This window comes from Dielma fastidiosa (genome assembly GCF_000313565.1).
Lineage (GTDB): Bacteria > Bacillota_I > Bacilli_A > Erysipelotrichales > Erysipelotrichaceae > Dielma > Dielma fastidiosa.
In genome coordinates this window covers 306,579-331,373 of sequence record NZ_HE578927.1, presented here as the reverse complement: position 1 = coordinate 331,373, position 24,795 = coordinate 306,579, and the positions used below count along the sequence as shown (strand labels likewise).

Here is a 24,795-nt window from a genome sequence, read left to right as displayed (position 1 = left end):
GAAAGTATGCGCGACACACGCGGGATTGACCGTGGGTGAAGACGGTGCGAGTCATCAGTGCATCGAGGATTTAGCAATCATGCGTGCGATCCCGGGCATGAAGGTGTTCCAGCCATGTGACGCGGCAGAAACGAAAGCGATCATCAAAGGCATCGCGGAAATCGATGGGCCATGTTATGTAAGACTGGGCCGCGGCGGTGTAGAAGATGTATTTGATGAGAACTACAAGTTTGAGATGGGCAAGGGAGTTGTCTTAAAGAAAGGCAGCAAGGTAGCCTTGATCGCGACGGGCATGATGGTGCAGGAAGCATTGAAAGCAAGTGAAGAATTAAGCAAGGAAGGCATTGAGCCAACGGTGGTAAATATTCATACGATCAAACCGATCGATGAAGAGCTGATCGTTGAATTGGCGAAGAGCCATGATGTGCTGATCACCTGTGAGGAACATAACGTTGTCGGCGGCTTAGGCAGCGCGGTAGCAGAAGTGGCAGTGAAGCAGGCACCGGTGAAGATGGCAATGGTGGGCGTACAGGATACGTTTGGCGAAAGCGGCACACCAAAGGCACTGTGTGAAAAGTATGGCTTAGACGCGGCGGCAATCGTTAAGAAAGTTAAAGAAGTTTTATAATCAAATTCAAGCCGATTCACAAAGAGTCGGCTTTTTATTATATACATATATACAAAAAAACCAGAGGTTTTCTGGTTTGCTTGTGATAATCGTTTAGTGCTTCAATAGCTGTAAGTAATATTTATTCACCGATGCTGTTTTGAACCTCAGCGGCTTCTAAGATACCATCTTTCACAGCTTTCTTAATCACTAAATAAAGAATCTTTAAAAATGCCGCAAATAATCCTACTGTCATTAAAAGCGCAAATATACCACCCATAACTGAATCCTCCTTGTTGCTTAAGCCTATTGTAACGGAAAGCAGAATCTTTGTCCAATGGTTTGGCAGCGATGATGAAACCCACAGAAAGTTATATTGTTATTGATTGAATTTAAGGATATAATATCAGATATAGTACGAAAGGATGCAAATTATGAAACTGCTTAAATATCTATTGCTGGCGGCATTATCCGTATCGCTGGCATTTACACAGGCAGGCTGCCAAAAACAGCAGACACCGCCAACTGTCGATTTGACTTCTGAGGAAGCCATCGCAGAACAAAAAAAGTTTGATGAATTTATACAATCAGAACTGGTTGCCAGTGCTGAAAGTGATTATCTGACAACACATATCTATTTTGAACACCCAGAGAATTACGGCATTGACCGATCAAAGGTTGAAGTAACACTAGGCTATCTTGAAGACGATGATGCGGCTTATCAAGAACGTGTGGAAGAGATGCAGGCAACTAAGGCTGCTCTTGACGCGTTTAACCGTGACCTGCTGAGTGATCAGCAAAAAGATGTTTATGATAACTATCTTGAAACCATCGAACTTGATATTGCCAGAAATGATGAGAAATTCCGCTATGTAGGCGGCGGCTTTGATACGATGACGGGTCTGCATACACAATTGCCGACTTTATTTGCTGATTATATTTTACGCGATGAACAAGATCTTAAGGACCTGATTGTTTTGATTAATGATGTTAAGCCATATATGGATTCCTTGCTTGAATATACTAAAAAACAAGCTGAAAAGGGAACCTTGATGATTGATTTAGATACAGTGATCGAAGATTCTAAAAAGACTTATAATGAAGGTGAAAACAGCGCTGTGCTGACCAGTATGTTTGCGACTATTGACAGTCTTGATTTAAGTGATGAGTTAAAAAATCAATATAAGGCTGAATTAAAAACGGCCTTTATGGATTCTTTCATTCCTGCCTATGGGGCGATTATTGAGACAATGGAAGGCTTGAAGGACAGTAAAAATAATACGCAGGGACTGTATTATCTGGAAAACGGCAAGGCGTATTATGAGCTGCTGTTTAAAGATAAGACCGGTACTTCACGTTCTATCGAAGATACTCAAAAGCTGCTTGATGAGCTGGCTTATGAAATGATTACCGCGGCTCAGAAAATTGCTATGACTGACCGCAATGCATATGAAACATGGGCCTATAATGAGGCTGATACCGGTTATACCGATTTTGAATCAATGCTGGCCGATTTAAATAACTGGTTCAAACAGGATTTCCCTGATGTGGGTGATATCGATTATGAGATCAAGCCTTTAGATCCTGAATTAGCTGTATCCGGTATTGCCGCTTATTTCAATATTCCGGCAATTGATGGCACTACTAAGAAACAAATTAGAGTGAATACAAACAAAGACGCATTAGTTATCGGCTCATTAGATACATTCAGTACCGTAGCCCATGAGGGTCTGCCGGGTCATATGTATCAGACAAGCTATGCTTATAAGAATATTCCCAATGTTTTCCATAACCTTTTTGCTAATAATTTAGGCTATACGGAAGGTTATGCGACCTATGTGGAATTTTACGCGCTGAATTATTTGAGCGATGTGCCTGAGAATATCCGGACACTGCAGAAGGTAATGAGCATTTATTCGAATTGTTTGATTGCGCAACTGGATATCGGCATTCATTATGAAGGCTGGAGTTTGGATCAGGTAAGACAGTATATGGAAGACAATGGCTTAAATGCCGCGGCGGCAGAAGTTTTGTATGCTCAGCTGCAGAGTAATCCAGGCGCTTTCCTTTCCTATTATGTAGGGTATGCGGAATTAAATGAATTGGAGAAGGAAGCCAAGGCAGCTTTAGGTGATAAGTTCACGGCGATGGGTTTCCATCAGGCCATTTTGGAAGCTGGTTCAGTACAGTTTGATATTGTAAAGCGGCATGTAAATCAGTATATTGAAGAAAATCAATAAAGTTCAGACAGCTTCGGCTGTCTTTTCTTGTGCTTTGAAATGGAGAAAAACTGGACTTACAGCTTAGGGTAGATGATGAAGCAAGTGGTATCATAGTTTTAGATAGGAGTGATTATATGCATATTCAATTGCCTTATGGCAAGGGAAGGCTGGAAGGTGAAATTGATGATCAAAAGCTTCAGGGTTATCTGCAATGTCCTTTGAATAACCATGTTTATGAAAGTGAAGCGGCCATCGTAGAACAGTCGCTGAAACAGCCGATCGGTTCTAAAACATTAGCTGAATTAGCTTATGGCAAGCGGCATATCGTAATCATCGCCAGTGATCATACAAGGCCGGTACCTAGCAAGATCATTTTGCCTGCGATGCTTTCGGAAATCGAAAAGGTCAGTCCGCAGGCGCAAATCAGTATATTGATAGCGACTGGCTGCCATCGTTCAACTACCGCAAAAGAATTACGGGCTAAATTCGGCGATGAACTGATGCAGCGTTTGACGATACACATTCATGACAGTGAATCTGATCAAATGGCTGATTTAGGCATATTGCCCAGCGGTGCGCCGTGTCTGATTAACCAGCTGGCGGTTGAAGCGGATCTGCTGCTTGCGGAGGGCTTTATTGAACCGCATTTCTTTGCCGGATATTCAGGCGGCCGTAAAAGTGTACTGCCGGGTATCGCAGCCAAAAACTGTGTCTTGCACAATCATTGCGCGGCATTGATAGATTCACCATTTTCACGCGCTGGTCTATTGAAAGGAAATCCAATTCATTTGGATATGAAGGTTGCCGCCCGCAAAGCGAATCTGGCTTTTATTGTAAATGTGGTGCTTGATGAGCAGCAAAGAATTATTGCCAGTTTTGCCGGTGATGCGGTTATGGCTCATGAAAGGGGCTGCGCGTATGCCGCGAAACGATGCGGGCTGCCGCCGATTATGAGTGATCTAGTCATTACCTCTAATAATGGTTATCCGCTGGATCAAAATCTTTATCAAAGTGTTAAGGGATTATCGACAGCCGCTGAAACATGCTGTAAATCTGGGGTGATCATCATGGCCTGTCAATGCGCAGACGGTATTGGCGGTGATGCTTTTTTCAACATGTTCGCCCAGTGTGAAACCGTACAGAAGCTTTATGACAAGATTCTTTCCGTTCCTGCCGCACAGACCGTCAGTGATCAATGGCAGGCACAAATTCTTGCCCGGATTCTTATTGATCATCAAGTAATTATGATTTCTGATCTTGATGATGAAGTGATTAAGAAGATGCACATGATACCCGCCCATACATTAAATGAAGCGGTTCAGCTGGCTGATAAATGCAGGGGAATAAAATCAATCACCGTAATTCCGGAAGGTGTTTCAGTGTTTATTCAAAAATAAAACAGCTTTAAATCCAGGTTTAAAGCTGTTTTTTTCTTTAAATCTGACTAGAGAATCAGATTATTTTTCATAAACTTTAATCAATGCCTGGGTACCTTCATTTTCATGACCATTGGCAGCCAGTTCCTCATAGAGTGAACATACGGTGTCAAGCATTTTTAAGTGTTCGCCCTTTTCGGCCATCACATCTTGAATAATGTGCATATCCTTGATGAAATGCTTAATGAAGAAGCCTGGTTGGAAATCACCCTTTAAAACTCTTGGCGCAGTATTATTCAGCTGCCAGCTGCCAGCCGCACCGCCGCTGATCGCATCCAGCATCGCCTGCATGTCAAGACCGTTTTCTTTTGCGTAATAAAGCGCCTCGCTCATTGCGCTTACCGCGCCGGCTACCGCGATTTGATTGGCAGCTTTAGTATGCTGACCGCAGCCGGCTTCCCCCATATAATGAATGCCTTTGCCCATCAATGCCAGCACCTCTTTTACTTTGTCGAAAGCTTCACGATCACCGCCGACCATGATTGACAGTGTACCTGCCTTAGCGCCAGTGTCACCGCCGGATACCGGCGCGTCTAAAACGCTCATATCATATTGCTTAGCTTCTTTCGCTAATTTAACCGCCAGCTGCGGTGATGAGGTTGTCATATCGATTAATATTGCGCCAGCCTTTGCTGAATGGAAGATACCATCCTCACGCATATAGACATCCTCTACATCTTTTGGATAGCCGACAATTGTGAATACCAAATCTGCATCCGCGACACATTCGCTCAGTGAAGCGCAGACTCTGACTCCCTGTTCCTTTAAATCTAAAGCTTTTTCAATCGTTCGATTATATGCCGATACTGTATGCCCGCCTTCAACTAAGTGAAGCAGCATTGCTTTTCCCATAACGCCGGTTCCGATCCATGCAATTTTCATAGTATTGTACCTATATCATATTTAATATGAATCCTTTCACCTGCAATTATATAGAATCAGTAATGAATTGTACATTAATTCAGCACAAAAAATGCGGAAGCGTGACTGAGCGGCCTTCACTTTGCGCATAGGCTTGCTGTGAAAGCATAAGATAAGCGGCTCGCATTGCTCACTTACCCTCTTTGGTGAAATAATCAGCGTTTTGATGTTTAAAATTTGGACTGAATGCTTATGAAAGCGGCAGCTTGTTTAATTATAATGGAATTGTGAGGAGGGATATTGTGAGTGAGCGATATAGAGCGGGTGTCGTAGGTGACGATATTACCGGCTGTCAGGATATCGGTATTTTTTTCACTAAACAGGGTTTAAGAAGCATTACCGCATCCAGTCCGGATGAGATTTTCAAGCATCAGGCAGATGTGCTGATTATTGATACTGATTCACGTTTTGATCATGCGAAACAGGCTTATGATAAGGCTGCCAAGGCCGTAAAGGCACTGCAGCAAGCTGGCTGTACGCAATATTTTAAAAAGACATGCTCGGTATTCAGAGGCAATATCGGCGCGGAATTTGATGCCATGCTGGATACATTAAATGAATCATTGATGATTGTTATTGCCGCTTTTCCTAAGAATGGCCGAACTACCGTTGATGGCCGGCATTATGTCTATGGCTGTGAGCTGGCGGCATCGCAGTTTCGTCATGATCCGATGAATCCCATGACTTCCTCAGATTTAGCGGCCATCATCGCTTTGCAGTCAAAGCGGCCAATTCATCATTTGCTGCTGAAAACTATCCGTCAAGGTCATCATGCGGTGCGCAGACAAATTGAAGAAGCTCAAAAAGTGGGCGGATATTTAATCTGTGACTGTGAGACACAGCAGGATTTGAAAATCCTAGCGGCGGCAATTGTTAATGAAAAGGTAATCGGCGGTTCTTCTGCAATCGCAGAAGAGCTGGCAGTCTATCACAAGCATCAGGAAACGGTGCAAAGCCATGCCGTGCTGCCGGATAAAGAACGCGGTATCCTGCTGGCTGTCGGTTCTATCACCCAGCAAAGCAAGCGGCAGAGTGCCTATGCGCTTGCCCATGGAGTTATTCATATACCCTTTGATCCCTTAATGCTTTATGACCGGCAGGCAAGTGAGAAGATGCTTGAAGGCTGCTTTCAAAAGGCGCTGAGCCATCTGCTTAAGGGCGAGCATGTGCTGCTTCAGCCTGATTGTGAAAATGAAAAGGTCACACTGATGAAGACGGTGGGGCGCACAAAGGGTTATGATGAAAAGTCAGTCTCTAAATTAGTATCAACAGCCCTTGCTAAGCTGGTTCTTCAGCTCATTCAAGCATCTAATCAGCATCGTATCTGTATTGCCGGCGGTGACACATCAGCAAGAATTATTGAAATGCTGAATATTCATGCCAGTGAATTAGTTGATGAAATTCAAACCGGTATCTGTTCTTCCTTATCCTTGGGAGAACCTAAACTGCTGATGATCCTGAAATCAGGCAGCTTCGGCAATGAGCAATTTTTGATTGATGCGATTGATTATCTGAAGCAGTATTAAGCGCGGTACTTTGTTGCACTAAATGAAGCGCAAAAAATTGGTTCTTTCAAACCGTAACTTCATTTTTTATAACGTATAATTTAAGTAGGTGAGATGGTGCGGGATAAAGAATGAGAGGAGTGATTGAAAGCGTGAATCTTGATGAAAGAAGCAAGAATGTCTTTGATACCATATTAAATGATCCGATGATAAAAGGCAGTGAGATTGAGAAAAAGTTCAGTCTGACTAGAAAACAGCTAAGCTATACATTAGAGAAAATCAATGATGTTTTGAAAAGTGAAGGTTATCCGCGGATCGAGCGGAAGAAGACGGGAACTTTTATTGTTCCTAAACAGCTTTATGAACAAATGGGCGATCAGATGATTAGCATTGATGCCAGTGATTATGTTTTAAATGAAGAAGAACGAATCCGCTTTATCGAATTTATTTTGCTGAGCAGGACGGAACGCTTAAGCCTGTATCATTTTATTTCCATGCTTAAGGTAAGTAAAAATACAATTCTGAATGATATGAAAAAAGCGCAGATGGACACGCGCAATTATGGCATTGATATTCAGTATGATCGTGAAAACGGCTATCGTTTTATCGGCAGTGAGCTGGATAAACGCCGTTTGCTGATTGATCTTATACATCCTATTTTATTGATGAGCAATGGCAGCCGCTGGTTTATGGAGCTGACAAAGGTTACCCGCTATGAGATTGAAACCAATGAATTTCGCTTAAGTCAGATTGAAAAAGAATTGGATATCCGTTTTACTGATGAGGTATTCAAAGAGCTGCCTTATATTGTATCGATGATCCTGCTGAGAATCAAACAGCACAAGGATATCGGCAAGCTGCCGCTGACTTATCAAAGCTTTGTTGGCACAAGAGAATATCAAGTATCAGAAATTCTATTAAAAGATATTCCTAATTTTTCTCAGCAGGAGCATTTATATATGACTTTACAGCTGTTAACTTCAAATTTCTTTTATTTAGATATGGAAGAAACTGATATTGATCAGGTGATTTATCAATCGGTCAAGGATGTAATTGATAATTTTGAAATCTTAAGCTGTATTAAATTTAAGGATAAGGAACAGCTTGCAAAGTATTTATTTCAGCATTGGAAGCCGGCTTATTACCGTATTAAATATAATTTCCATATGGATAATCCGATGAAGGATATTATTGAAACCAAGTATCAGTATCTGCATGATTTAATCAAAAAGGTCATTTATCCCTTTGAGAACAGTTTAAATAAACCGATTCCGGATATGGAGCTGGGTTATATTACGATTTTGATCGGCGGCTGGCTGCGTAAAGAAGGTCAGATCTTGTCTTTTGAAAAGGGTAAGCGGGCAATTGTGGTCTGCAGCAATGGTGTCACAGTTTCTAACTTCCTGTTTATGGATCTGAAGAATATGCTGCCTTATATTCATTTTCTGAATTGCTATTCAATCCGTGATTACATGAATTGCGAAGAGGAATATGACATCATCTTTTCTACTACTTATATTAAAACGGATAAACAGCTTTTTCTTGTGGAACCGTTTATCAATGAATATGAACGCAAGAAATTTATTCAGAAAGTTAACAATGAATTGATTGGTTTTTCAGTGAATACGATTCAGATGGATGATGTGCTGGAAATTGTGGAACGTTATGCAAAGATTACCGACCGCATGAAATTAATGCGCGATCTTAAGCGTTATTTGTTTCCCGATCAGCCTTCCATTGAGAGTATGGATGCGAATGCGTATCAGCCTTGTCTGGCGGAGCTGCTGCCGCCTCATCATATTCTGGTGGCAAACGTTGAGCTTGAATGGGAAAAGGCAATTCGTGACTGCGCGGAGGTTTTAGTTGCTGAACAGATGATTGAACAGCGCTATGTGGAAACAATTATCACTTCAATCAAAACCAGTCAGCCTTATATTATGATTGCGGATGGTGTCATCGTCGCTCATGCCGGTGTTGATCAGGGTGTCCGTGAAGTATGTATGAGCATGCTTAAAATGGATCGGCGTATAAAGATCAACAATTATTTGGAAGCTGATGTCATCATTGTGCTGGCAACCCCTAATGTTCAGCGTCATTTAAAGGCATTAGCGCAGCTGAATGATATGCTTGATGAGCGTTTTAAGCAATTTAAACAGGCTAAAACCAAAATGGAAATTTTAGAATGTATCAAATGGGAAGAGGAGTAATCAGTTTATGAGAGAACAGATGTTTTACAAGGATTTGATTTTACTTGATCTTGATGTCAGAAATGCCGATGCGTTTTTCGAAACGATGAACGGCATTCTGCTTCAAAAAGGCTTTGTGAATGAGGGCTTTTTAAAGGCAATCAAGCAGCGTGAAGCAAAATATCCGACGGCTTTGCCTACTCAGCCTTATGGCATTGCCATTCCGCATACAGATCCGGAATTTATTGAACAGCCCTTTATTGCTGTTGCGCGATTAAAGCACAGTGCGGTCTGGAAGCTGATGGCGAGTGAGGATGAGGGAGAGGTTAAGGTCGTCTTCCTGCTTGGCTTTAAGCATGATGATTATCATGTGCAATTGCTTCAAAAACTGATGGATCTTTTTATGAAAGATGATTTCAGTAATGATTTATTATATGTTGAGACTCAGGAAGATTGCTTACATCTTGTGGAAAGCAAGATGGCAATATAAAGGAAAGGAGGAAAATTATATGAAAAAGATCGTAGTAGCATGCGGAAGCGGTGTTGCCACTTCACAGACGGTAGCCAGTAAGGTCATCAAGCTGCTGAAGGAAAGAAAGGTTAATGGTGTGATTGAAGCAGTGGATATGAAATCCTTAGACCGAACGCTGAAGGACAAGGATATCGTGGGTTACATTGCCATTACCAAGCCTTATAAGGAATATCCGGTACCCGTGTTTAACGGTATCGCATTCCTGACCGGAATGGGTATGGATAAAGAATTAGATAAAATAATTGAAGTGCTGAAATAGCAGAAAGGATAGAATTATGGAACTGTTAAGTACAATTTTCCAGTATTTTCTAGATTTAGGGGCAGCGGTATTCGTACCAATTATTATGATTATTGCCGGTTTATGCGTAAAAATGAAATTAAAAGACGCGATTTCTGCCGGTATTACACTCGGTGTTGCTTTTGTCGGCATGAACCTTGTCGTTGGTTTCATGAAGGATGCTATTACACCGGTAGCAACCGGTATGCTGAATTCAACAGGTCTGCAGTTGGATATTGTTGACGGCGGCTGGACGACGATGGCTACGATTTCTTGGTCATGGCCTTACGCGTTTGCTATTTTCCCATTGCAGATTGGGATCAATGTACTGATGCTGATTTTTAATAAAACAAAGACATTCAACGCGGATTTGTGGAATGTCTGGGGTAAGATTTTTATCGCTGTAATCGTTATTTCTTTAACGAATAATATCTGGATTGCTTTAGCTATTGCTTCACTGCAGATTATTTTGGAGCTGCGCTCCGGCGACCTGCATCAGAAAACGATTCAGTCAATGACTGGTATTCCAGGTGTTACATGTACGCATCGTACTTTATTCTTTGGCTGCATTCTGTATCCATTTGACTGCCTGCTTAAGAAAATTCCTGCATTAAATAAGCCAATTAATATTGAAACACTGCGTGATAAAATTGGTATTTTCGCGGAGAACCATGTATTAGGATTTATTCTTGGCTGTATCTTTGGCGTCATTGCCGGTTATGATGTCGGCGGTATTTTGAATTTAGGTATTAAATGCGCTTGTGCATTAATGCTGTTCCCAATGGTTTCTAAGCTGTTTATGCAGTCTTTGGCGCCAATTTCCGATGCCGTTTCAGAGTTTATGCAGAAAAAATTTGCCGGCCGTGAATTGTATGTCGGACTGGACTGGCCGTTTATGGGCGGTATCAATGAATTGTGGATTGCGATTATCTTTATCATTCCAATGATCTTTATTGACGCGCTGATTCTGCCGGGCAACAATATGCTGCCGTTTGCGGGCATCATTAATTTCTCACTGGCTATTCCGGCACTGTTGGTTACTCGAGGCAATCTGCCGCGGATGTTTATCTTATGTTTAATTGGTGCTCCTGTCTTCCTGTGGGTTGGTACGGCGATTGCTCCGTATATGAGCGAATTGGCAAGAGCTACCGGTGCTATTGAATTGGGTGTTAATGAGCTGATTTCAAATTCATGTATCAATGCACCGGTATTCACTTACGGTTTCGGACAGATGTTTAAAGCATTGACCGGGGATTTTGTACCGCTGATCGTTGCCGGCGGCTGGACTGCATGCTGGGTTTTCTACAGCCGTTATCTAAAAAAAGAGACTGCTCGTTTAGAAGCTGAAGAAAAAGCAGAGAATGAATAAAAAGGGCTTATATAAAAAGGTGTCTGGCGGACGAACAATTTCATATAAGCTTAAGTATAGTTTAGCACAATTTATTTAAAAAAGTGTATGAAATGGAAAGATTGGAGGAAGTCAATGAATAATTTAGAGGCAGCGAAGCAGGAAGTGCTGAAGGGCTGCAGATTAACGATAGAAAAAGCATTTACGGTGGGAACAGCAGGTAATATCAGTGCCCGTGTGGCAGGTGAAGAATTATTTGTCATCACCCCGACAACGATGGATTATGCAATTTTAACGGCAGAGGATTTAGTGGTGATCGATATGGAGGGAAAGGTTGTTGACGGCAAGTATGCACCGTCAATTGAACATAACCTTCATCGTTTGATTTATCTGAAGCGGCCGGATGTAAATGCCGTAGTTCATGTTCATTCAACATATGCGACGGCATATGCTTCTATTGAGGGAATCACAGTGATGCCTTCAATAGATATTGAATCAATCAATTATTTGGGCGGCGATGTAGACCGCTGTCCATTCGCGGCGCCGGGCAGTGATGAATTAGCAGCATATACATCAGACTATCTGGGTAAGAAAGCGGCTGTACTGATGCAGAATCACGGTTCAACCTGTGTGGGCAAAGATATGGGCACTGCCATTACCGCGTGTGAGATTGTTGAAAAAACATGTTATTCCTTATTCCTGATCAATACGATGGGAAAGCCGATTCCATTTGATGCCGCCTTTAAGGAAAAGGCATGGAATAAATATTCAAACAAGTTTGGAGTGAAATAAGATGGGATTCAGGAAAATAGCGATGCTGCATACCGGCTGTGTAACCGTTGCGCCTTTGAGAAAGCTGGTGCATGAGCTGTATCCAGAGGCTGAAATCATGAATCTTGTTGATGATTCATTATTGAATGATACGATTGCAGCAAAGGCGATGCCGATTGAAGTTGTAGAGCGTCTGGCTCAGTATGCGTTAATCGCTCAGCAAGCCGGGGCAGAGGTTATCCTGAATACATGTTCATCGGTTGGTGAAGCGGTGGATGTGATTGCTCCGATGCTTAAGGTACCTTATGTGAAAATCGACCAGCCGATGGCGGCTGAGGCGGTGAAGCATGGTCCGCGTATCGCGTTAATTGCGACGGTCACATCAACAGTAGCACCAAGCAAAAGACTGCTGGAACGCAATGCGCAAGATCAGGGACTGACAGTAACCGTGACACCGTATTTAGTAGACGGCGCGTTAAAGGTACTGAGTGAAACTGGAGATCAAAAGCGTCATAATCAAATGGTTATTGATACGGTATATAAGGCAGCAGCTGAGAATGATGTGATCGTATTTGCGCAGGGTTCAATGGCTGTGCTTGAACCTGAATGTCAAAATTTAGGCGTACCGGTTTTCTCAAGTCCAAAGCTTGGCTGTGAACAGCTGAAAAAATATCTGTAAAGATGGAAAGAGGGGTTCTATGCGAATTTTAATAGCACCGGATTCCTTTAAGCATAATCTGACGTCAAAAGAAGCGGCAGCAGCTATTGAAAAAGGCGTGTTAAAAGCGGTGCCGTCAGCGAAAATTATCAAGCGGTCAATAGCTGATGGCGGTGAAGGCTGTATCGAAGCGATTGCTGAACATATCGGCGGTGAGCTGATCCGTGTACAAGTTCACGATCCGCTGATGCGGCCCTTAGCCGCTACCTTTCTCTATGTCAAAAAAAGCCGTCTGGCTGTGATTGAAATGGCTGCTGCCAATGGCTTGACACTGCTGACAAAGGATGAATTAAATCCGCTTCAGGCATCTACATTCGGTACCGGCGAAATGCTTCGTGCCGCTTTGGACTTAGGCTGCGAGCGAATTCTGATCGGCATCGGCGGCAGTGCTACCAATGATGGCGGTTTGGGAATGGCGCAGGCTTTGGGTTATCGCTTTTATGATGCTGATGACAGACTATTTATTCATGATATGTCCAAAGCCGGCGAGCTTTGCCGCATTGATGATGAACAGGCTGATCCAAGATTGAAAAGCTGTACGATTCAGGCAGCCAGTGATGTATTTAATAGTTTATGCGGTGAATCCGGAGCGAGCTTTATGTTTGGCGCTCAAAAAGGGGCTGACCCTGCGAGCCAAGCCTTGCTTGATATGGCATTAAAGCATCTGAATCAGCTGGTGATTGAAAAGTATGGGGTGGATTACGGCAGCCTGCCTGGTGCGGGGGCAGCCGGTGGTCTTGGCTTTGGACTGATGGCTTTCACACAGGCACAAATCTATTCGGGAATCAATTTGATACTGACTATGATCAATTTTGAAGAACAGGTCAAGCAAGCAGATTTAATCATCACCGGTGAAGGTAAAACAGATGGGCAGACCGTTTATGGCAAAGCTGTCAGCGGTATCGCCGCCATGGCTGAAAAACATGGTGTCCCCCTGCTTTGTTTGTCCGGTGCGGTAAGTGCTGATTGCCGCGAATTATATGCGAGTGGTGTAACCGCCATTTTTGATGCCGCGCTTAAACCGATGTCTTTAGCTGAAGCAATGGCATCGGCAGCTGATAATCTCGCCTTTATCAGTGAATCTGCGCTGCGGCTTTATCAATGCGCAATTACTAAAAGAAAGGATTGAGCCGAAGTTCAATCCTTTTTATTGCATACTTAATTCCATTTGAATCTTATTCATCATATAAACTTTAGAATTTTTTAATGAACGGCCGATATATTCAAGACCATTCAGATACCCTTCATTCCAAGCATCCTTTTTCTGTTTGCGCATGACAGCTTTCAAATCCTTAATTTCATTGCGCAGCCGAAGATTCAGCGCGTCAAGATTTGTTTTATAATTCTCTGCTAACACCAGATATGTATGAATCGCTTCCTGATGACCTTCTTTGAAATATCCGCGGTACTTTAAATCATAATGCACACTCATCAGCGCGTCCATGAAATATTCATAGCGGCTGTCGAAATTACGGCGTGTTTGATATGCGCGGCGAGCCTGGGGACGGCGTCTTTCCTTGGAACTGCTGAAATTGGCATTAATATATTCACCAAAATTATCATAGCCGTTTTTTTTCAATGACTCATTGATTGAGTGCTTTATTTCACTGCCTACATTGCTTACTGTATCAGTAATCGCCTTAGCCGTTTCTTCACTGTTTAATGTATTAAACAGATCGTCGATGGAATCAAACAAATCATTTTTCTTCTTTGACATAGGCTTCCTCCTGCTGCTTCAATATCTGATTTAAGGAATTAATATCCATGTCATCCTGTACGAGTCCGTCCTGCTTTAAGATATTTTCCAATACGGTCATATCGGCCGACAGATTCATCATTTCTTCATCGAACAGTGATGAGGTTATATTCTTAATTGCTTCATTGATCAGAATAATTGTTTTCATCAGCTTCTGCTGAACAGCGGCAGCTTCGGCTGAACCGGCATGAGCGCTTTCAACAGCAACATAATTCTTAAGAATTTCAAGCAAAATCGGCAAATAATGCTGATAAAGCTTATCCAGCTTATGGTTGCTTTTAGGATATTTAGCCTGTAGAATTTCTAAGTGCTTGAGCATCGCGGTTGTGCTGTACAATGCCTCAGACAGCTTTTCATCAGTAATCGTCGTATTATAATCATTAATCAGATCGATATATGACGGAGCCTGTTCAGTTTTGGTTTCCGGTTTTGGTGCAGGCTGCGGCTGAGCTTTCTTTACCTCCGGTTTGACAAACGTAGCTGTATTAGTCCGATTGGACAAAGTTTTATATGCTTCAGGAAAATATTGGTTAAACTCAATCATTTTGCCAATCACTTCATCGTTGTATAAAACAACAAGATTATTAAAGGTAAGTCCTTCATTGACCGGTTTCTTTAAGGTAATGCTGTCACTGATAGCAAGTGTATCAGTATTTGCAAAATACGCTTTTACCTGTTCATCAAGACGGTGATTCTTACCGGCGTTCTTGGTGGAAGGTTTATCCGGAGAAGCAAGCAGGACAATTGAAATGACAAAGGCGGGAATCAGGCTAAAAAATGATCCGAAATTCATCGGTGTACCAGACACACCATTGATTACTAACGTGATTCCGCAAAAGAACAGCAGCAGGCCGCCGATTACTTTTTTGATCATGGATATCCTTCCTTTCTGTACGATATCCATTATAGCATTTTCTTTTCACTCTGTGGAGAGCCTGCTAGTTGAATTTAATAATAAAATCGTCATTTTCGGAAAATGATCCATACCTGCACATAAAATAACTTAAATTATCAGATCAACGCGGGCGAAGAGTTCCTCATTGACAGGAGCACTGACGGTTTTCAATGCTTCATTCTGACTGATATTTTGATAGCTGGCATTGATATGATATTCAATGGCGTCACAGCGAAGGAAGAGCTTTTCGGCATTAATATATGCCTCATTTTCATTGGAGATTGGCATACCGCCCGCAATCAGCAGATGAATATCCGGTTTTGTTGGCAGAAGATCTCTAGAACATGAACCATCAACAATAAAATCAAGACAGATATCTAAACCAATACGCAAACCGTTGAAAGTTATTTCTGGTGATGGCAGTTTATCTGCATCATTCACATTTTGAGGCTGCCAGTGAATTGCCGACTTGTCAATTTTATTAAAATCTGGGTAATCAATGATAGGACCGCCAAGACCGTCAATCGATGACAGATTCGTCTTTGGCCATTGACCTATATACTGTCCATTTGCAAAGATTGGAATCGAATTGCGGATCAGATCATCTTTTTTCCACCAGACAGTACCCGCAAAGAGGATTAAGTTAGGGTATCTAGTTGTCAGCTTTTGAAAGCTGTATTCATCCTCTGGCTTACTGTCAGGCCAAATCTGTTTTACCTCATAAGAAAATGATTTCCCGTAATTAATAATCTCATGAGGATCAGTATGCTTTTGATTATCATTGATATTACGCCAGAAAAACTCCGGCATAGCGGCGATGACTGTTTCATCATTGGGAATGCCTGCCAGTTTAGCATCTAATTTCTTATAGATTTCCTCATTTAGTTTTACAAACCATTTACATTGTAATTCTTTTTTAGTGTTATTCAGCATAACAATGTCTGTACTATCAGCTCTAGCGGCATTTAAGCGGTCATAGTCATTCTTATGATCCCGCATAAAAGCCTGTTCCAGATTTTGACGCCATGTAATAGCTTCAGAATTATTGATAAAGGGCAGATAATGAATGTTTGTCATTTTATTTTTCTCCTCCTGAAAGCTGAGCAGCAAGCAAAGCAGCGATAAACTTATATAATTTACTCAATGTATAAAGCAATTTTAATCCGTTGATTGAATCATCTTTTCTGATGAGAAAAGCTTCATTCGTCATTGAGTCCATATTTCTAATAAATTGATAAACAGGCTCAATATCATCCCAGTTTATTTTTTCTTCATGAGATAATGTGAACGTTTCCTGCATACCCATAGGCATACGCTGAATCGTATCATTGTATTTATACTGTTTGACATATCCCTTAAGAACAAGAACAGCCCTTAATGCCTTAAACAGCAGCGGATCAGAGGGCCAATCTGTCTCATTCAGCATCGTAACCATGACTTTAATCGGATCTTTGATTTTATCAGCAGACAGATCTTCAGCTAAGAATTTCGGCCAGCCATCGATCATATTCTTATCAAGCAAAAGATGCAGTGTCTTATCAACATAGAATTTCGCAATCTGCTTGTATAATTGATAAAGTATGTTGCAGTATTCATGATTTAGATAGACTGCGTCATTGCCAACCCCTAAATTAGAATTATTCTTACCGCAGTAGAATCTTGTATCAGCGACCACTCCGGTTTTGACATACGTCGGATAAAAGCTTTTCATCCAATAATCATAATCACCATCCTTTAAATGAACCGCATCACTACCCAGACTTTGGTCATGAAGATGCTCAAACATGCTTGCGCATTTCCTAAATTCAATACAATCTTTATATTCCATAATATAAACCTCCTATCGGCATCAGCCATCTCTACTCTAACAAGTTCAGCTGCTGATATATGAAAAAATACATTTCATTACAAATTCAGGCATGTATCTTTCGCATGACAGTGCCGCTGAGGTGCAGGTAAGCTGATTTCGCATCATCTAACAGAAAGAATTGCTTACAGTTACAGCGGAGGTGATTGATATGAAAGAGAATCAATCTTTAAAAGTAAATCAAAATGAAGTTATTCTATGGCCGCAGACAGTCGTGAATCTGACTCAGGGATGCGGAGAAGACGGCAGTCATCAATGGTTGAGTCATGAAGGAACATGGGCTTTGGACAATGCTGATCCTGAAGATCATCGTTTATTCGCTCCGGTCAGTATGATGTGTATGGGCAAATATCATTTAGGCAATGGCAATGAAGTCGTATGGCAGTCACTGGCACCTGTGCTCTTTGCCGATGGCACACTCGATTTTTTAACCTTGGATATCTGGCATGACAATGACATAACTCATATATTTAGGGGTATGACAGTTAAACAGGGAGAGGCTTTTCAGGCAATGGGCTGTTCCGGCATCGGCAGCGGTTCACACACCCATCTTGAGGCAGGCCGCGGTAAATTAAACATTGGCAATGTTTCTCCGCTTATCGAATCATCAGGTGTGACACATTTTGCTAGTAATAACTTTCACCCCGGCACCTTACCCAATGCAGTCGATCCAAGATGTGTCTATCATATGAATGAGACAAAAATCATGAATACATTCGGCATGAAATTTCAAAGCTTTGAAGCTAAAATGGGCTGGGTAAAGGATGAAGTGAGTCACTGCTGGTATTATTATGAAAATAATGTGATGGTAAAAGGCGGCAAATGGATTGCGGGTAAATATTATTACTTTAATCCAAACGGCATTTTGGCGGTACATACCTTTATTCCTTATATGGAAGGGGGACATCAACAATATTTCTATGTCGGCTGGGATGGCGCCATGGTGATTGACCGAACATTAAAAATTGAACATAACGGCCGAATCTGCTTCGATTAAATAAATAAAATGACAGTGCGCTGTCATTTTATTTATTTTATAAAGCTGTTGAGATCATAGGGTTTGGGGTTTTCTAAAAGGTACTCAAAGCTTTATATGCTGAACTGTTTGCTGTATTTGCGATTTACAATTAATGATTCATCATTATTCAGAAATAACTTGCGCCGGCATTCTTTTTCAATCTGTATTGACTGAATATGAATTTTATTGACCAAGGTATTCTTATTAATCTGAATCAGGCCTTCCGATGCATAGCTATTCTTTAATTCAGTAAACCGTTCATGAGAGCGGTATACTTCATCTTTGGTATAGATAAATACTTTATTATCTACACATTCAATATAATAAATTAAAGGAATTGGAATTAAAAACATATTATGCTGATCATCATAAGCTTTTAATCTTGTGTCATACAAACGGATAATTTTCATAATCTGTTTAATACTGCGGTCATTTTGTCCGTTATAATAGATTTCAATATTATTCTCACTAATTTTATCACTCTTTCTTAACCATATTTTCATTTGTCTCTCCAGCCCAACCCCATTAATAGTTAAACAAATTAAAGAAAAGGATAAAATAAAACAAACCATCTTCTGCATAATTAAAGGTATAAAATGCGAAAGCTGTAGTAAATGGTCATGAAAATGCAACATCTGCGCAAAAAGAGAATTATGTAAGAACTGCCCGTTATAATGAGGTGCAGGAGGAAATGTATGAATTTACTGGAACAGATTTATCGTGAAATTGATCATGAGCTTGGCAGTGAACGTGAGAATCAATATCTGTGTATCATGGGGATGAAGAATCCGCTTAAGTTTCAAGACTTGAATGATGAGAGCAAAGAACCCGCTGCCAGAATGACTGCAGAGAGCAATCTTGCCAATGTTTATCTGCCGCCTTGTCAATATGCCGCCAATTCAGCACCAACTTCTTTTTTATCCCGTTATGAATCATCGCTTAAATCATTATTGCCTTTACAAAATGACAGCTTCAAAAGCATCACTCAGCGCCTAAAGCTCTTTCCCTACCGTAATTTAGAAGCGAGCTGTCAGCAGCGATATGAACGCAAGCAGAGTTTACACAGGATGAAACAGGAATTTATGTTGAAATATGGTCTGGCAAGTGATGAATACCGCACTTTTATGGAAAGCTTTCTTAGCGAGCTTGAAACTGAGAATGATTGTCTGTATCAGCTGCTTGATGAACAGCAGCAAAAGCAGCAGCATGGCTTTGCCGATGAAGAACTGATGAATGTAAAGGCGGAGCTGGAGCGCGCCAAACTGCGGCTGCCTGACGGCAAGATCATATTACCGGTTGCTTTGCATCCTAAAGACTGGAGCCAAAGGCTGGCGAGTGATTTTGATCAATTTCAATTATTGCGTTCATTTTATGCCTATGCCATGGATTATGCGCAAGCCTTTGAGAAAATGGTTCGAACATTGGAACAGATGTATTTCTTTCTTGATGAGACGGCAGATCAGCCATGGTTTACAGCTAAAAAGGAACTGACAGAAAAGCTTCAGCAATTAGATGAACAGGCTTGGTTTAATGATCTTCAGCGTCTTACATTTTGTTCGATTAAGGCGGACTGTCCTTTTAAAGAAAGATTGGCCGGCTGTCTTATAAATATTTGGAAAATGAAGAAAAGTAAACCGATGAGTACAGCTGCTATGGCTATGATTCAGCAAAATGAAGCTTATGAAAGATTGATTCAATCTTATGTGACTATGAATCCATCACAGCTTGAACTTGAAAAGCTGAAACCGCAGTTTGCGGATGAGCTGCAGGCTTTAAATCGACAGATGGAGCTGCTGTCCTTATCAGCGAAAAGAGATGCAGCGGAAAACCGCACGGCACTGCTGCCAATCAATACAAATCCAGACTATAAGACATTTGAAATCCATTCTTCATTAGCTGCCCTTTACGAAGAACCGTCCTTGATAACCGCCGCGAAGGATTCTTTAATGGGCTTAAACGCGTTGTTTGGTTCCAATATTCCCTATGGTCTTGATGAGGAAGCGATGAAAAAGGGAATGCAGATCAATCTTGGCTTTCTGGCACGTAAAATCAAAATCAATCGGCCATGGTTTCATCCGGAAATATTCCGCTTAAGTAATCATTATTATTCAATCAGTGAAACAATGATTGCGCAAGGCATCACAGAGCTTGAGGATTTGATGAAAGAAAATTATCTGTTCCCGGTTTATTCCACATCCTTTGTGCTGATTAAGGATTTAACCCTGCAATTTACACTGGATGCAGACTGCCGTCGGTTGAAGGAGCTTTTGAAGCGTTATGTGCGTCAGGGGAATCAGTTTCTTTGTTTCCGTGAATATGCACAGGATATTCAGCCAGTGATGGATGATGATGGATCGACATTGACCTTACGCTATGCTTATCCGCAGCTGCTTGGTTATTTCATGCATTTTACTCCGGCTGATCAAAGTCAGAAATTATAAAAGGAGGTTTAGATTATGCCAAAACCAGAAGGAAATAAAACAGATCTTTCAAAATCAACGATAAGTGAAGCAGAGGAAGGATCAACAATTGATAAGATATATAATAAGATTGATGATCTTTTTGGTACAACCAGCAGTTCTCAGATGTTTACGATGATGATGCCGGGCACGGAATTAAATCCTGAGAATTTTCGTTATGATACACGTTTTGAGAAGCCGATTAAGGTTGCCGCAAATGAATCGAGAATCGCTAATAAGCTATTTTCACCCGCAAAGGTTGTGGGGGCTGATAATGGCCGGATGCTGGCTAATCAATATGTATCGGCGCTGGATGTTTTAACACCTAAAATTAATAATAATTTAATTAATGCCAAGAATAAACTGCGTGAGTTATTACGGAGTGAGGTTAATTATATTAATGATGAAGGGGTCACATTAACACTTAATCTTCAGCAGTTATTTTATATGCTGTATGAAGAGTATGTTGATGAAAAGAAAAAATGGGCAGATGCTCAGAACGCCCAGCGTCAGCATTTAAAAGAAGTTTATCCGCTCGATGATGCGGAAAGCCGGCTTAAACGCGAGGAAGAATTCTTAAACTGGTATCAGACTGTTGCGGAGGGTTATCTGCTGAAAATAGAAGCCTGCCATGGTAAGGTTTTAGGAATCTTCTCAGACAAGGATATGAGAATCATTGAAGGGGTATTGGACAGCGGTTCCGGTGCCGAATTGCAGGAAGCCCGTGATCGGGTCAGAAACGCGCGTAAATATGATCCCAACGGCGGTTATGTTTATCCAGTGGTTATGGAACCTTCAGATTGGTTTGAGGATCTGGATAGTAAATTCAGCTTTGTTGATTTATTGAAATCATCAGAATTCTATCAGGGTGAAGTGAAACGGTTAAGAAATAAGCGGGATTCATTGCTTCAGCAAATCATAACCTTTGAGGTCATGGATCAATCTAGTCAGATTGGAAAGTGTGTATCGGCATGTAAGAGCGCTAAGGAAGCGTTGGCAAAACAGGAAAAGGAATTAGATGATCGCTATGGTGCTGGCTTTTGTTCTACCTTAAACTTTATCAATGGCATCATTGACAGTGCTTCTAAGAAAACGGCTCAAGAACGTGCTAAGGGGGTAACTGCCAATTTTGAAGAAGCTAATTTCGTCAAAGAGATGAGTATGCTGGAACAGGCGCAAAATGCCTATAGTCAAAGTATTGAAAGTGTGGCTATTGCTTCCAAGGAATTGATTGCTGCTAAATCTCAGGATTATACATTAGCTATTAAAACATTGTATCAGGAATTAGATGCTGTTAAGGAAGCTCTGAAGGAAAAGGAACAGGAATACTCGAATGCCTGTAAGAAAGAAGCCGATAACGCATTAGCCGGTAAATTGCTGCCGGATGCCCTTGAAAATCGCTTCTCAGACATAATTATCAGCTCATCCTCTGAGGATATGAAAAAATCAACAGCGACCAGTTCTGACGCGACGCAGAAAACAACGGGCTTCAGCTGTCTGTTCGGCGGTTACTCACAAACCAACAGTGACGCCCATGCAAAGAGTCAGACCGATTTTTCGAATACCAAATTTGATTTAAAGATCGCCTTCCGTGCCGCCAAAGTAAATTTCGTGCGTGATTGGTTTGATCCAGGTGTCTTTGTATTGACTCAGGAAATGTTTAATACAACTTCATTGAAAATATCTAAGGGTACTTTTGATAATCGGGATAATTGTATCTTTCCATGCTTCCCAACAGCAATGGTGATTGCCAAGGATGTCAGTATTACGCTTGAATTTTCAGATGAACAAAGCAAGGAAGTACAAGAAAGCTTTGAACACAGTGTTGCGAAAAGCGGCGGCTTCTTATGCTTTAAATGTGGTAAGGCCGTACCTACTTCTAACAGCAAAACGGATATAAGCGGTAAATCAAAGGGCTTTACAGTTTCAATCAAGATGCCGGGCGCGCAGATTCTTGGATATTTTATGGAAGCTGTACCGGCCGATGCAAGCGGTCAGCTGAATGATGATAAGTTAAATGCGTATACTAGTATTACAGAATTTGCGAATACATACCGCAGTTTACTGAATGAACCAATGCATAGTTAATATATAAAAAAAGGAAGGAATAAAATCATTGATGAAATGAAATTAAGCCTTCCTTTTAAATGTAAATTCTATTCGATATGAGCCAGCGGCTGAAGTTTAACGACCCGTACTCCGCAGCTCTCAATTTCATTGCATACCTCATTATCAGCTTCGGTATCGGTAATCAAATAGCTGACCTTGCGGATTGAACCGCTGATGAAGCTGTGCTGATTGCCAACCTTGGTATGATCGGCTAGGATGAAGCATGGACCATTGCAGCGGTTCAGCATTGTTTCATTAATTGCGACCTCTTGCAAAATCGCCGTTGTGATGCCGCCCTGAACATCAATGCCGCTGCAGCCTAAGAAGCATTTTGCGCCGGATACGCGGTTTAAATTATTCAGGGCAAATTCACCGACCATGGATTCCTTTGGCACCCGCAGCTCACCGCCGGTTAAAACGATGGCTACCAGCGGATCATGCTCCTCAAAAATAGCCTTGCCATTGTTAGTGATTACCGTACAGCGCTTATTGCGGATATAACGGATGACTAACAGCGCGGTTGAACTTGTATTAATGAATATCGTGTCGCCTTCCTCAACATATTGAGCGGCATATTTCGCAATCGCATGCTTATATAATGCATTGCTCATCGTTGGATCATCACAGGGTATTACTGAATTAACCAGCTTTGCACCACCGTAAAAGCGTTCTATCGCGTTTTGTTCTTCCCAATATTGAAGATCACGGCGAATTGTCAATGGTGAAACCTGCAGCTCCGCAGCCAGATCATCAACCATCACCTTGCCATATTTCTGCATTGCCAGCATAACCTTCTGGCGGCGGCTGTCAACGATTGTTTTATGCTTTTTCATGCTTTGTCAGCTCCTTTAATTGTGCTATTGCCAGATCATGAAGGGCATTTTTATTACTGATTTCAATAACCTGCTGCAAATGCTTTTTTGCATCCTCATGATTATCATCAAGCAGGTTCAGCTGTGCATAATCATAATAATAATGACTCAACTCACGGTTATTCATCATCTGGATATTTGTATTCGCGAAAGCGTTCTTGCTCTTTTTAATATCTTTGATGCATAAATAATAAACGGCATCGATTTCCTCCCATGAATAAAGCGGTGAAACCTTGCTGCCCTTGATTTTAGCGCCCTTCATTTTAATGGTATCCTGATAATACTTTTTCGCCTTGATCTTATTATCAATACCAATATAAGCCTTAAAGTAATTATAATTGCGGATCAGCAGGTTATCGAGACTCTGCTTGAAGAATTTTTCATTTTGATCAAGTAAATCAATATTTTGCTGATACTGATTCAAATCGGCATTAACCATGAGATCAAAAATCAGCATTGTTTTCTTATATGCTTTAAAAATATCATATTTTAATAGCTTAGTCTCCAGCTGCTTAGCGGCATCAGGATCACAATCCATGACGAGTGTTTTAATTGCCTGACGATAAAGCAGACGTAGATATTCTGACAGTGCGACAACACTGATCAGAATAAGCACAAGCGCGGCATAAAACAGCTTTGAACTGAGCTGTTCGGTTTGAATAATGAGATTCACTGAATAGATAATAAAAATTATATAGATAACTGCACTGATGATATTACGCCATTTTTCAGAAAAGGCATGTTTACGGATATTGAACATAAATACATCCTCCTGATTAAATTATATGAACATTTTGAATATTTGTCAATCATAAACCGCTGAATATTTTGAACGTTGTAGATTTAGAAAAAATGTATGCGATTACACAATCATAAATCGAACATATAATTAGCGAAATGTTCATATAACTACATTGCAAAATGTTAACGCTTTCGATAAACTAAAGATGTAAACGAAGCAATCATTCGAAAGGAGAATCATTGATGAGTCAGGTAGATGAAATCACAAGAGAAAAATGGATATTAGGCGCGTTCCCGGAATGGGGAACATGGCTGAATGAGGAGATCGACCAGGAGGTAGTAGAAAAAGGAACCTTCGCAATGTGGTGGATCGGCTGTACCGGTTTATGGGTAAAGACGGAAAATAATACAAACATTGCAGTCGATCTGTGGTTCGGCAATGGCAAGCGCAGTAAGAAAACAAAAGAGATGGCACCGTTCCATCAGATGCGCAACATGACCGGCGGCCGGATGACCCAACCGAATTTAAGAGCGGCACCGATCGTATATGATCCG

At 41.2% G+C, this 24,795-nt stretch carries 23 protein-coding genes and 1 pseudogene; 15 read left to right on the top strand and 9 right to left on the bottom strand.

All coding sequences use genetic code 11. The features are described from left to right. Positions 1 to 628, top strand: a 628-nt coding sequence (locus DAHG_RS19465) for a transketolase family protein (protein WP_022938502.1), incomplete at its 5' end; no start/stop codon positions are given. A gap of 121 nt (positions 629 to 749) precedes the next feature. On the opposite strand, the gene DAHG_RS21150 is transcribed toward DAHG_RS19465, so the two are convergent. After that, positions 750 to 887 carry a hypothetical protein gene (locus DAHG_RS21150; RefSeq protein ID WP_022938501.1) on the bottom strand — a complete coding sequence of 46 codons (138 nt, stop codon included), beginning with the start codon at positions 885 to 887 and terminating at the stop codon, positions 750 to 752. A gap of 154 nt (positions 888 to 1,041) precedes the next feature. Between DAHG_RS21150 and DAHG_RS11475 the strand changes: the two genes are divergently transcribed. Both DAHG_RS11475 and larA read left to right on the top strand, forming a co-directional pair. Beyond that, on the top strand, positions 1,042 to 2,847 hold the full coding sequence (locus DAHG_RS11475) for a DUF885 domain-containing protein (protein ID WP_022938500.1): 1,806 nt from the start codon (positions 1,042 to 1,044) through the stop codon (positions 2,845 to 2,847). Between the two features lie 116 nt (positions 2,848 to 2,963). Beyond that, on the top strand, positions 2,964 to 4,226 hold the full coding sequence (gene larA / locus DAHG_RS11470) for a nickel-dependent lactate racemase (RefSeq protein ID WP_022938499.1): 1,263 nt from the start codon (positions 2,964 to 2,966) through the stop codon (positions 4,224 to 4,226). Positions 4,227 to 4,286: 60 nt separating this feature from the next. Here larA and DAHG_RS11465 read toward each other — a convergent pair whose 3' ends face one another. Then, positions 4,287 to 5,147: an NAD(P)-dependent oxidoreductase gene (locus tag DAHG_RS11465; RefSeq protein ID WP_022938498.1), complete on the bottom strand. Its 861-nt coding sequence runs from the start codon at positions 5,145 to 5,147 to the stop codon at positions 4,287 to 4,289. Between the two features lie 281 nt (positions 5,148 to 5,428). Here DAHG_RS11465 and DAHG_RS11455 point away from each other — a divergent pair, with 281 nt between their 5' ends. The 8 genes from DAHG_RS11455 to DAHG_RS11420 all read left to right on the top strand — a co-directional run bounded on the left by DAHG_RS11455 (position 5,429) and on the right by DAHG_RS11420 (position 13,652). Next, complete coding sequence (locus DAHG_RS11455; protein WP_022938497.1) at positions 5,429 to 6,712, top strand: four-carbon acid sugar kinase family protein; 1,284 nt, start codon at positions 5,429 to 5,431, stop codon at positions 6,710 to 6,712. A gap of 110 nt (positions 6,713 to 6,822) precedes the next feature. Beyond that, a complete protein-coding gene (locus tag DAHG_RS11450) occupies positions 6,823 to 8,898 on the top strand; it encodes a BglG family transcription antiterminator (protein WP_022938496.1) in 2,076 nt (691 codons plus the stop codon). A 7-nt stretch (positions 8,899 to 8,905) separates the two neighbouring features. Beyond that, positions 8,906 to 9,367, top strand: a complete 462-nt coding sequence (locus DAHG_RS11445; protein WP_022938495.1) for a PTS sugar transporter subunit IIA — start codon at positions 8,906 to 8,908, stop codon at positions 9,365 to 9,367. A 19-nt stretch (positions 9,368 to 9,386) separates the two neighbouring features. Further along, on the top strand, positions 9,387 to 9,668 hold the full coding sequence (locus DAHG_RS11440) for a PTS sugar transporter subunit IIB (RefSeq protein WP_022938494.1): 282 nt from the start codon (positions 9,387 to 9,389) through the stop codon (positions 9,666 to 9,668). Positions 9,669 to 9,684: 16 nt separating this feature from the next. Further along, positions 9,685 to 11,055: a PTS galactitol transporter subunit IIC gene (locus tag DAHG_RS11435; protein ID WP_022938493.1), complete on the top strand. Its 1,371-nt coding sequence runs from the start codon at positions 9,685 to 9,687 to the stop codon at positions 11,053 to 11,055. A 114-nt stretch (positions 11,056 to 11,169) separates the two neighbouring features. Beyond that, positions 11,170 to 11,826: a class II aldolase/adducin family protein gene (locus DAHG_RS11430; RefSeq protein ID WP_022938492.1), complete on the top strand. Its 657-nt coding sequence runs from the start codon at positions 11,170 to 11,172 to the stop codon at positions 11,824 to 11,826. A 1-nt stretch (position 11,827) separates the two neighbouring features. Then, complete coding sequence (locus tag DAHG_RS11425) at positions 11,828 to 12,484, top strand: aspartate/glutamate racemase family protein (RefSeq protein ID WP_022938491.1); 657 nt, start codon at positions 11,828 to 11,830, stop codon at positions 12,482 to 12,484. Between the two features lie 19 nt (positions 12,485 to 12,503). Further along, positions 12,504 to 13,652 carry a glycerate kinase family protein gene (locus DAHG_RS11420; RefSeq protein ID WP_022938490.1) on the top strand — a complete coding sequence of 383 codons (1,149 nt, stop codon included), beginning with the start codon at positions 12,504 to 12,506 and terminating at the stop codon, positions 13,650 to 13,652. An 18-nt stretch (positions 13,653 to 13,670) separates the two neighbouring features. Here the strand turns inward: DAHG_RS11420 and DAHG_RS11415 are convergent, their stop codons facing one another. The 4 genes from DAHG_RS11415 to DAHG_RS11400 all read right to left on the bottom strand — a co-directional run bounded on the left by DAHG_RS11415 (position 13,671) and on the right by DAHG_RS11400 (position 17,002). Further along, positions 13,671 to 14,240 carry a hypothetical protein gene (locus DAHG_RS11415; RefSeq protein ID WP_022938489.1) on the bottom strand — a complete coding sequence of 190 codons (570 nt, stop codon included), beginning with the start codon at positions 14,238 to 14,240 and terminating at the stop codon, positions 13,671 to 13,673. After that, a complete protein-coding gene (locus tag DAHG_RS11410; protein ID WP_022938488.1) occupies positions 14,221 to 15,153 on the bottom strand; it encodes a hypothetical protein in 933 nt (310 codons plus the stop codon). The genes DAHG_RS11415 and DAHG_RS11410 overlap by 20 nt, the downstream gene beginning before the upstream one ends. Before the next feature lie 129 nt (positions 15,154 to 15,282). Next, positions 15,283 to 16,251: a hypothetical protein gene (locus DAHG_RS11405; RefSeq protein WP_022938487.1), complete on the bottom strand. Its 969-nt coding sequence runs from the start codon at positions 16,249 to 16,251 to the stop codon at positions 15,283 to 15,285. Between the two features lies 1 nt (position 16,252). Beyond that, complete coding sequence (locus tag DAHG_RS11400; protein WP_022938486.1) at positions 16,253 to 17,002, bottom strand: hypothetical protein; 750 nt, start codon at positions 17,000 to 17,002, stop codon at positions 16,253 to 16,255. Positions 17,003 to 17,192: 190 nt separating this feature from the next. Here DAHG_RS11400 and DAHG_RS11395 point away from each other — a divergent pair, with 190 nt between their 5' ends. Beyond that, entirely contained in the window at positions 17,193 to 18,038 is an 846-nt protein-coding gene (locus DAHG_RS11395) for a hypothetical protein (RefSeq protein WP_022938485.1), read from the top strand. Positions 18,039 to 18,130: 92 nt separating this feature from the next. Here the strand turns inward: DAHG_RS11395 and DAHG_RS11390 are convergent, their stop codons facing one another. Beyond that, positions 18,131 to 18,562, bottom strand: coding sequence for a LytTR family DNA-binding domain-containing protein (locus DAHG_RS11390; RefSeq protein ID WP_022938484.1), 432 nt, complete (start codon positions 18,560 to 18,562; stop codon positions 18,131 to 18,133). Positions 18,563 to 18,754: 192 nt separating this feature from the next. Here DAHG_RS11390 and DAHG_RS11385 point away from each other — a divergent pair, with 192 nt between their 5' ends. Continuing rightward, positions 18,755 to 20,500: a hypothetical protein gene (locus DAHG_RS11385; RefSeq protein ID WP_022938483.1), complete on the top strand. Its 1,746-nt coding sequence runs from the start codon at positions 18,755 to 18,757 to the stop codon at positions 20,498 to 20,500. A 15-nt stretch (positions 20,501 to 20,515) separates the two neighbouring features. Continuing rightward, a complete protein-coding gene (locus DAHG_RS11380) occupies positions 20,516 to 22,606 on the top strand; it encodes a hypothetical protein (protein WP_022938482.1) in 2,091 nt (696 codons plus the stop codon). 68 nt (positions 22,607 to 22,674) lie between these two features. On the opposite strand, the gene DAHG_RS11375 is transcribed toward DAHG_RS11380, so the two are convergent. Together DAHG_RS11375 and DAHG_RS19460 are read right to left on the bottom strand one after the other, a co-directional pair. Further along, the gene (locus DAHG_RS11375) at positions 22,675 to 23,460 is read right to left on the bottom strand and encodes a DeoR/GlpR family DNA-binding transcription regulator (protein WP_022938481.1); all 786 of its coding nucleotides are present in this window, start codon (positions 23,458 to 23,460) and stop codon (positions 22,675 to 22,677) included. Further along, positions 23,447 to 24,259 (bottom strand): hypothetical protein, encoded by an 813-nt coding sequence (locus DAHG_RS19460; RefSeq protein ID WP_022938480.1) that lies wholly within the window; start codon positions 24,257 to 24,259, stop codon positions 23,447 to 23,449. Before DAHG_RS19460 ends, DAHG_RS11375 begins: the two co-directional genes overlap by 14 nt. 224 nt (positions 24,260 to 24,483) lie before the next feature. Between DAHG_RS19460 and DAHG_RS11365 the strand changes: the two are divergent. Continuing rightward, positions 24,484 to 24,795: pseudogene (locus tag DAHG_RS11365) on the top strand (L-ascorbate 6-phosphate lactonase); the annotation flags it as partial.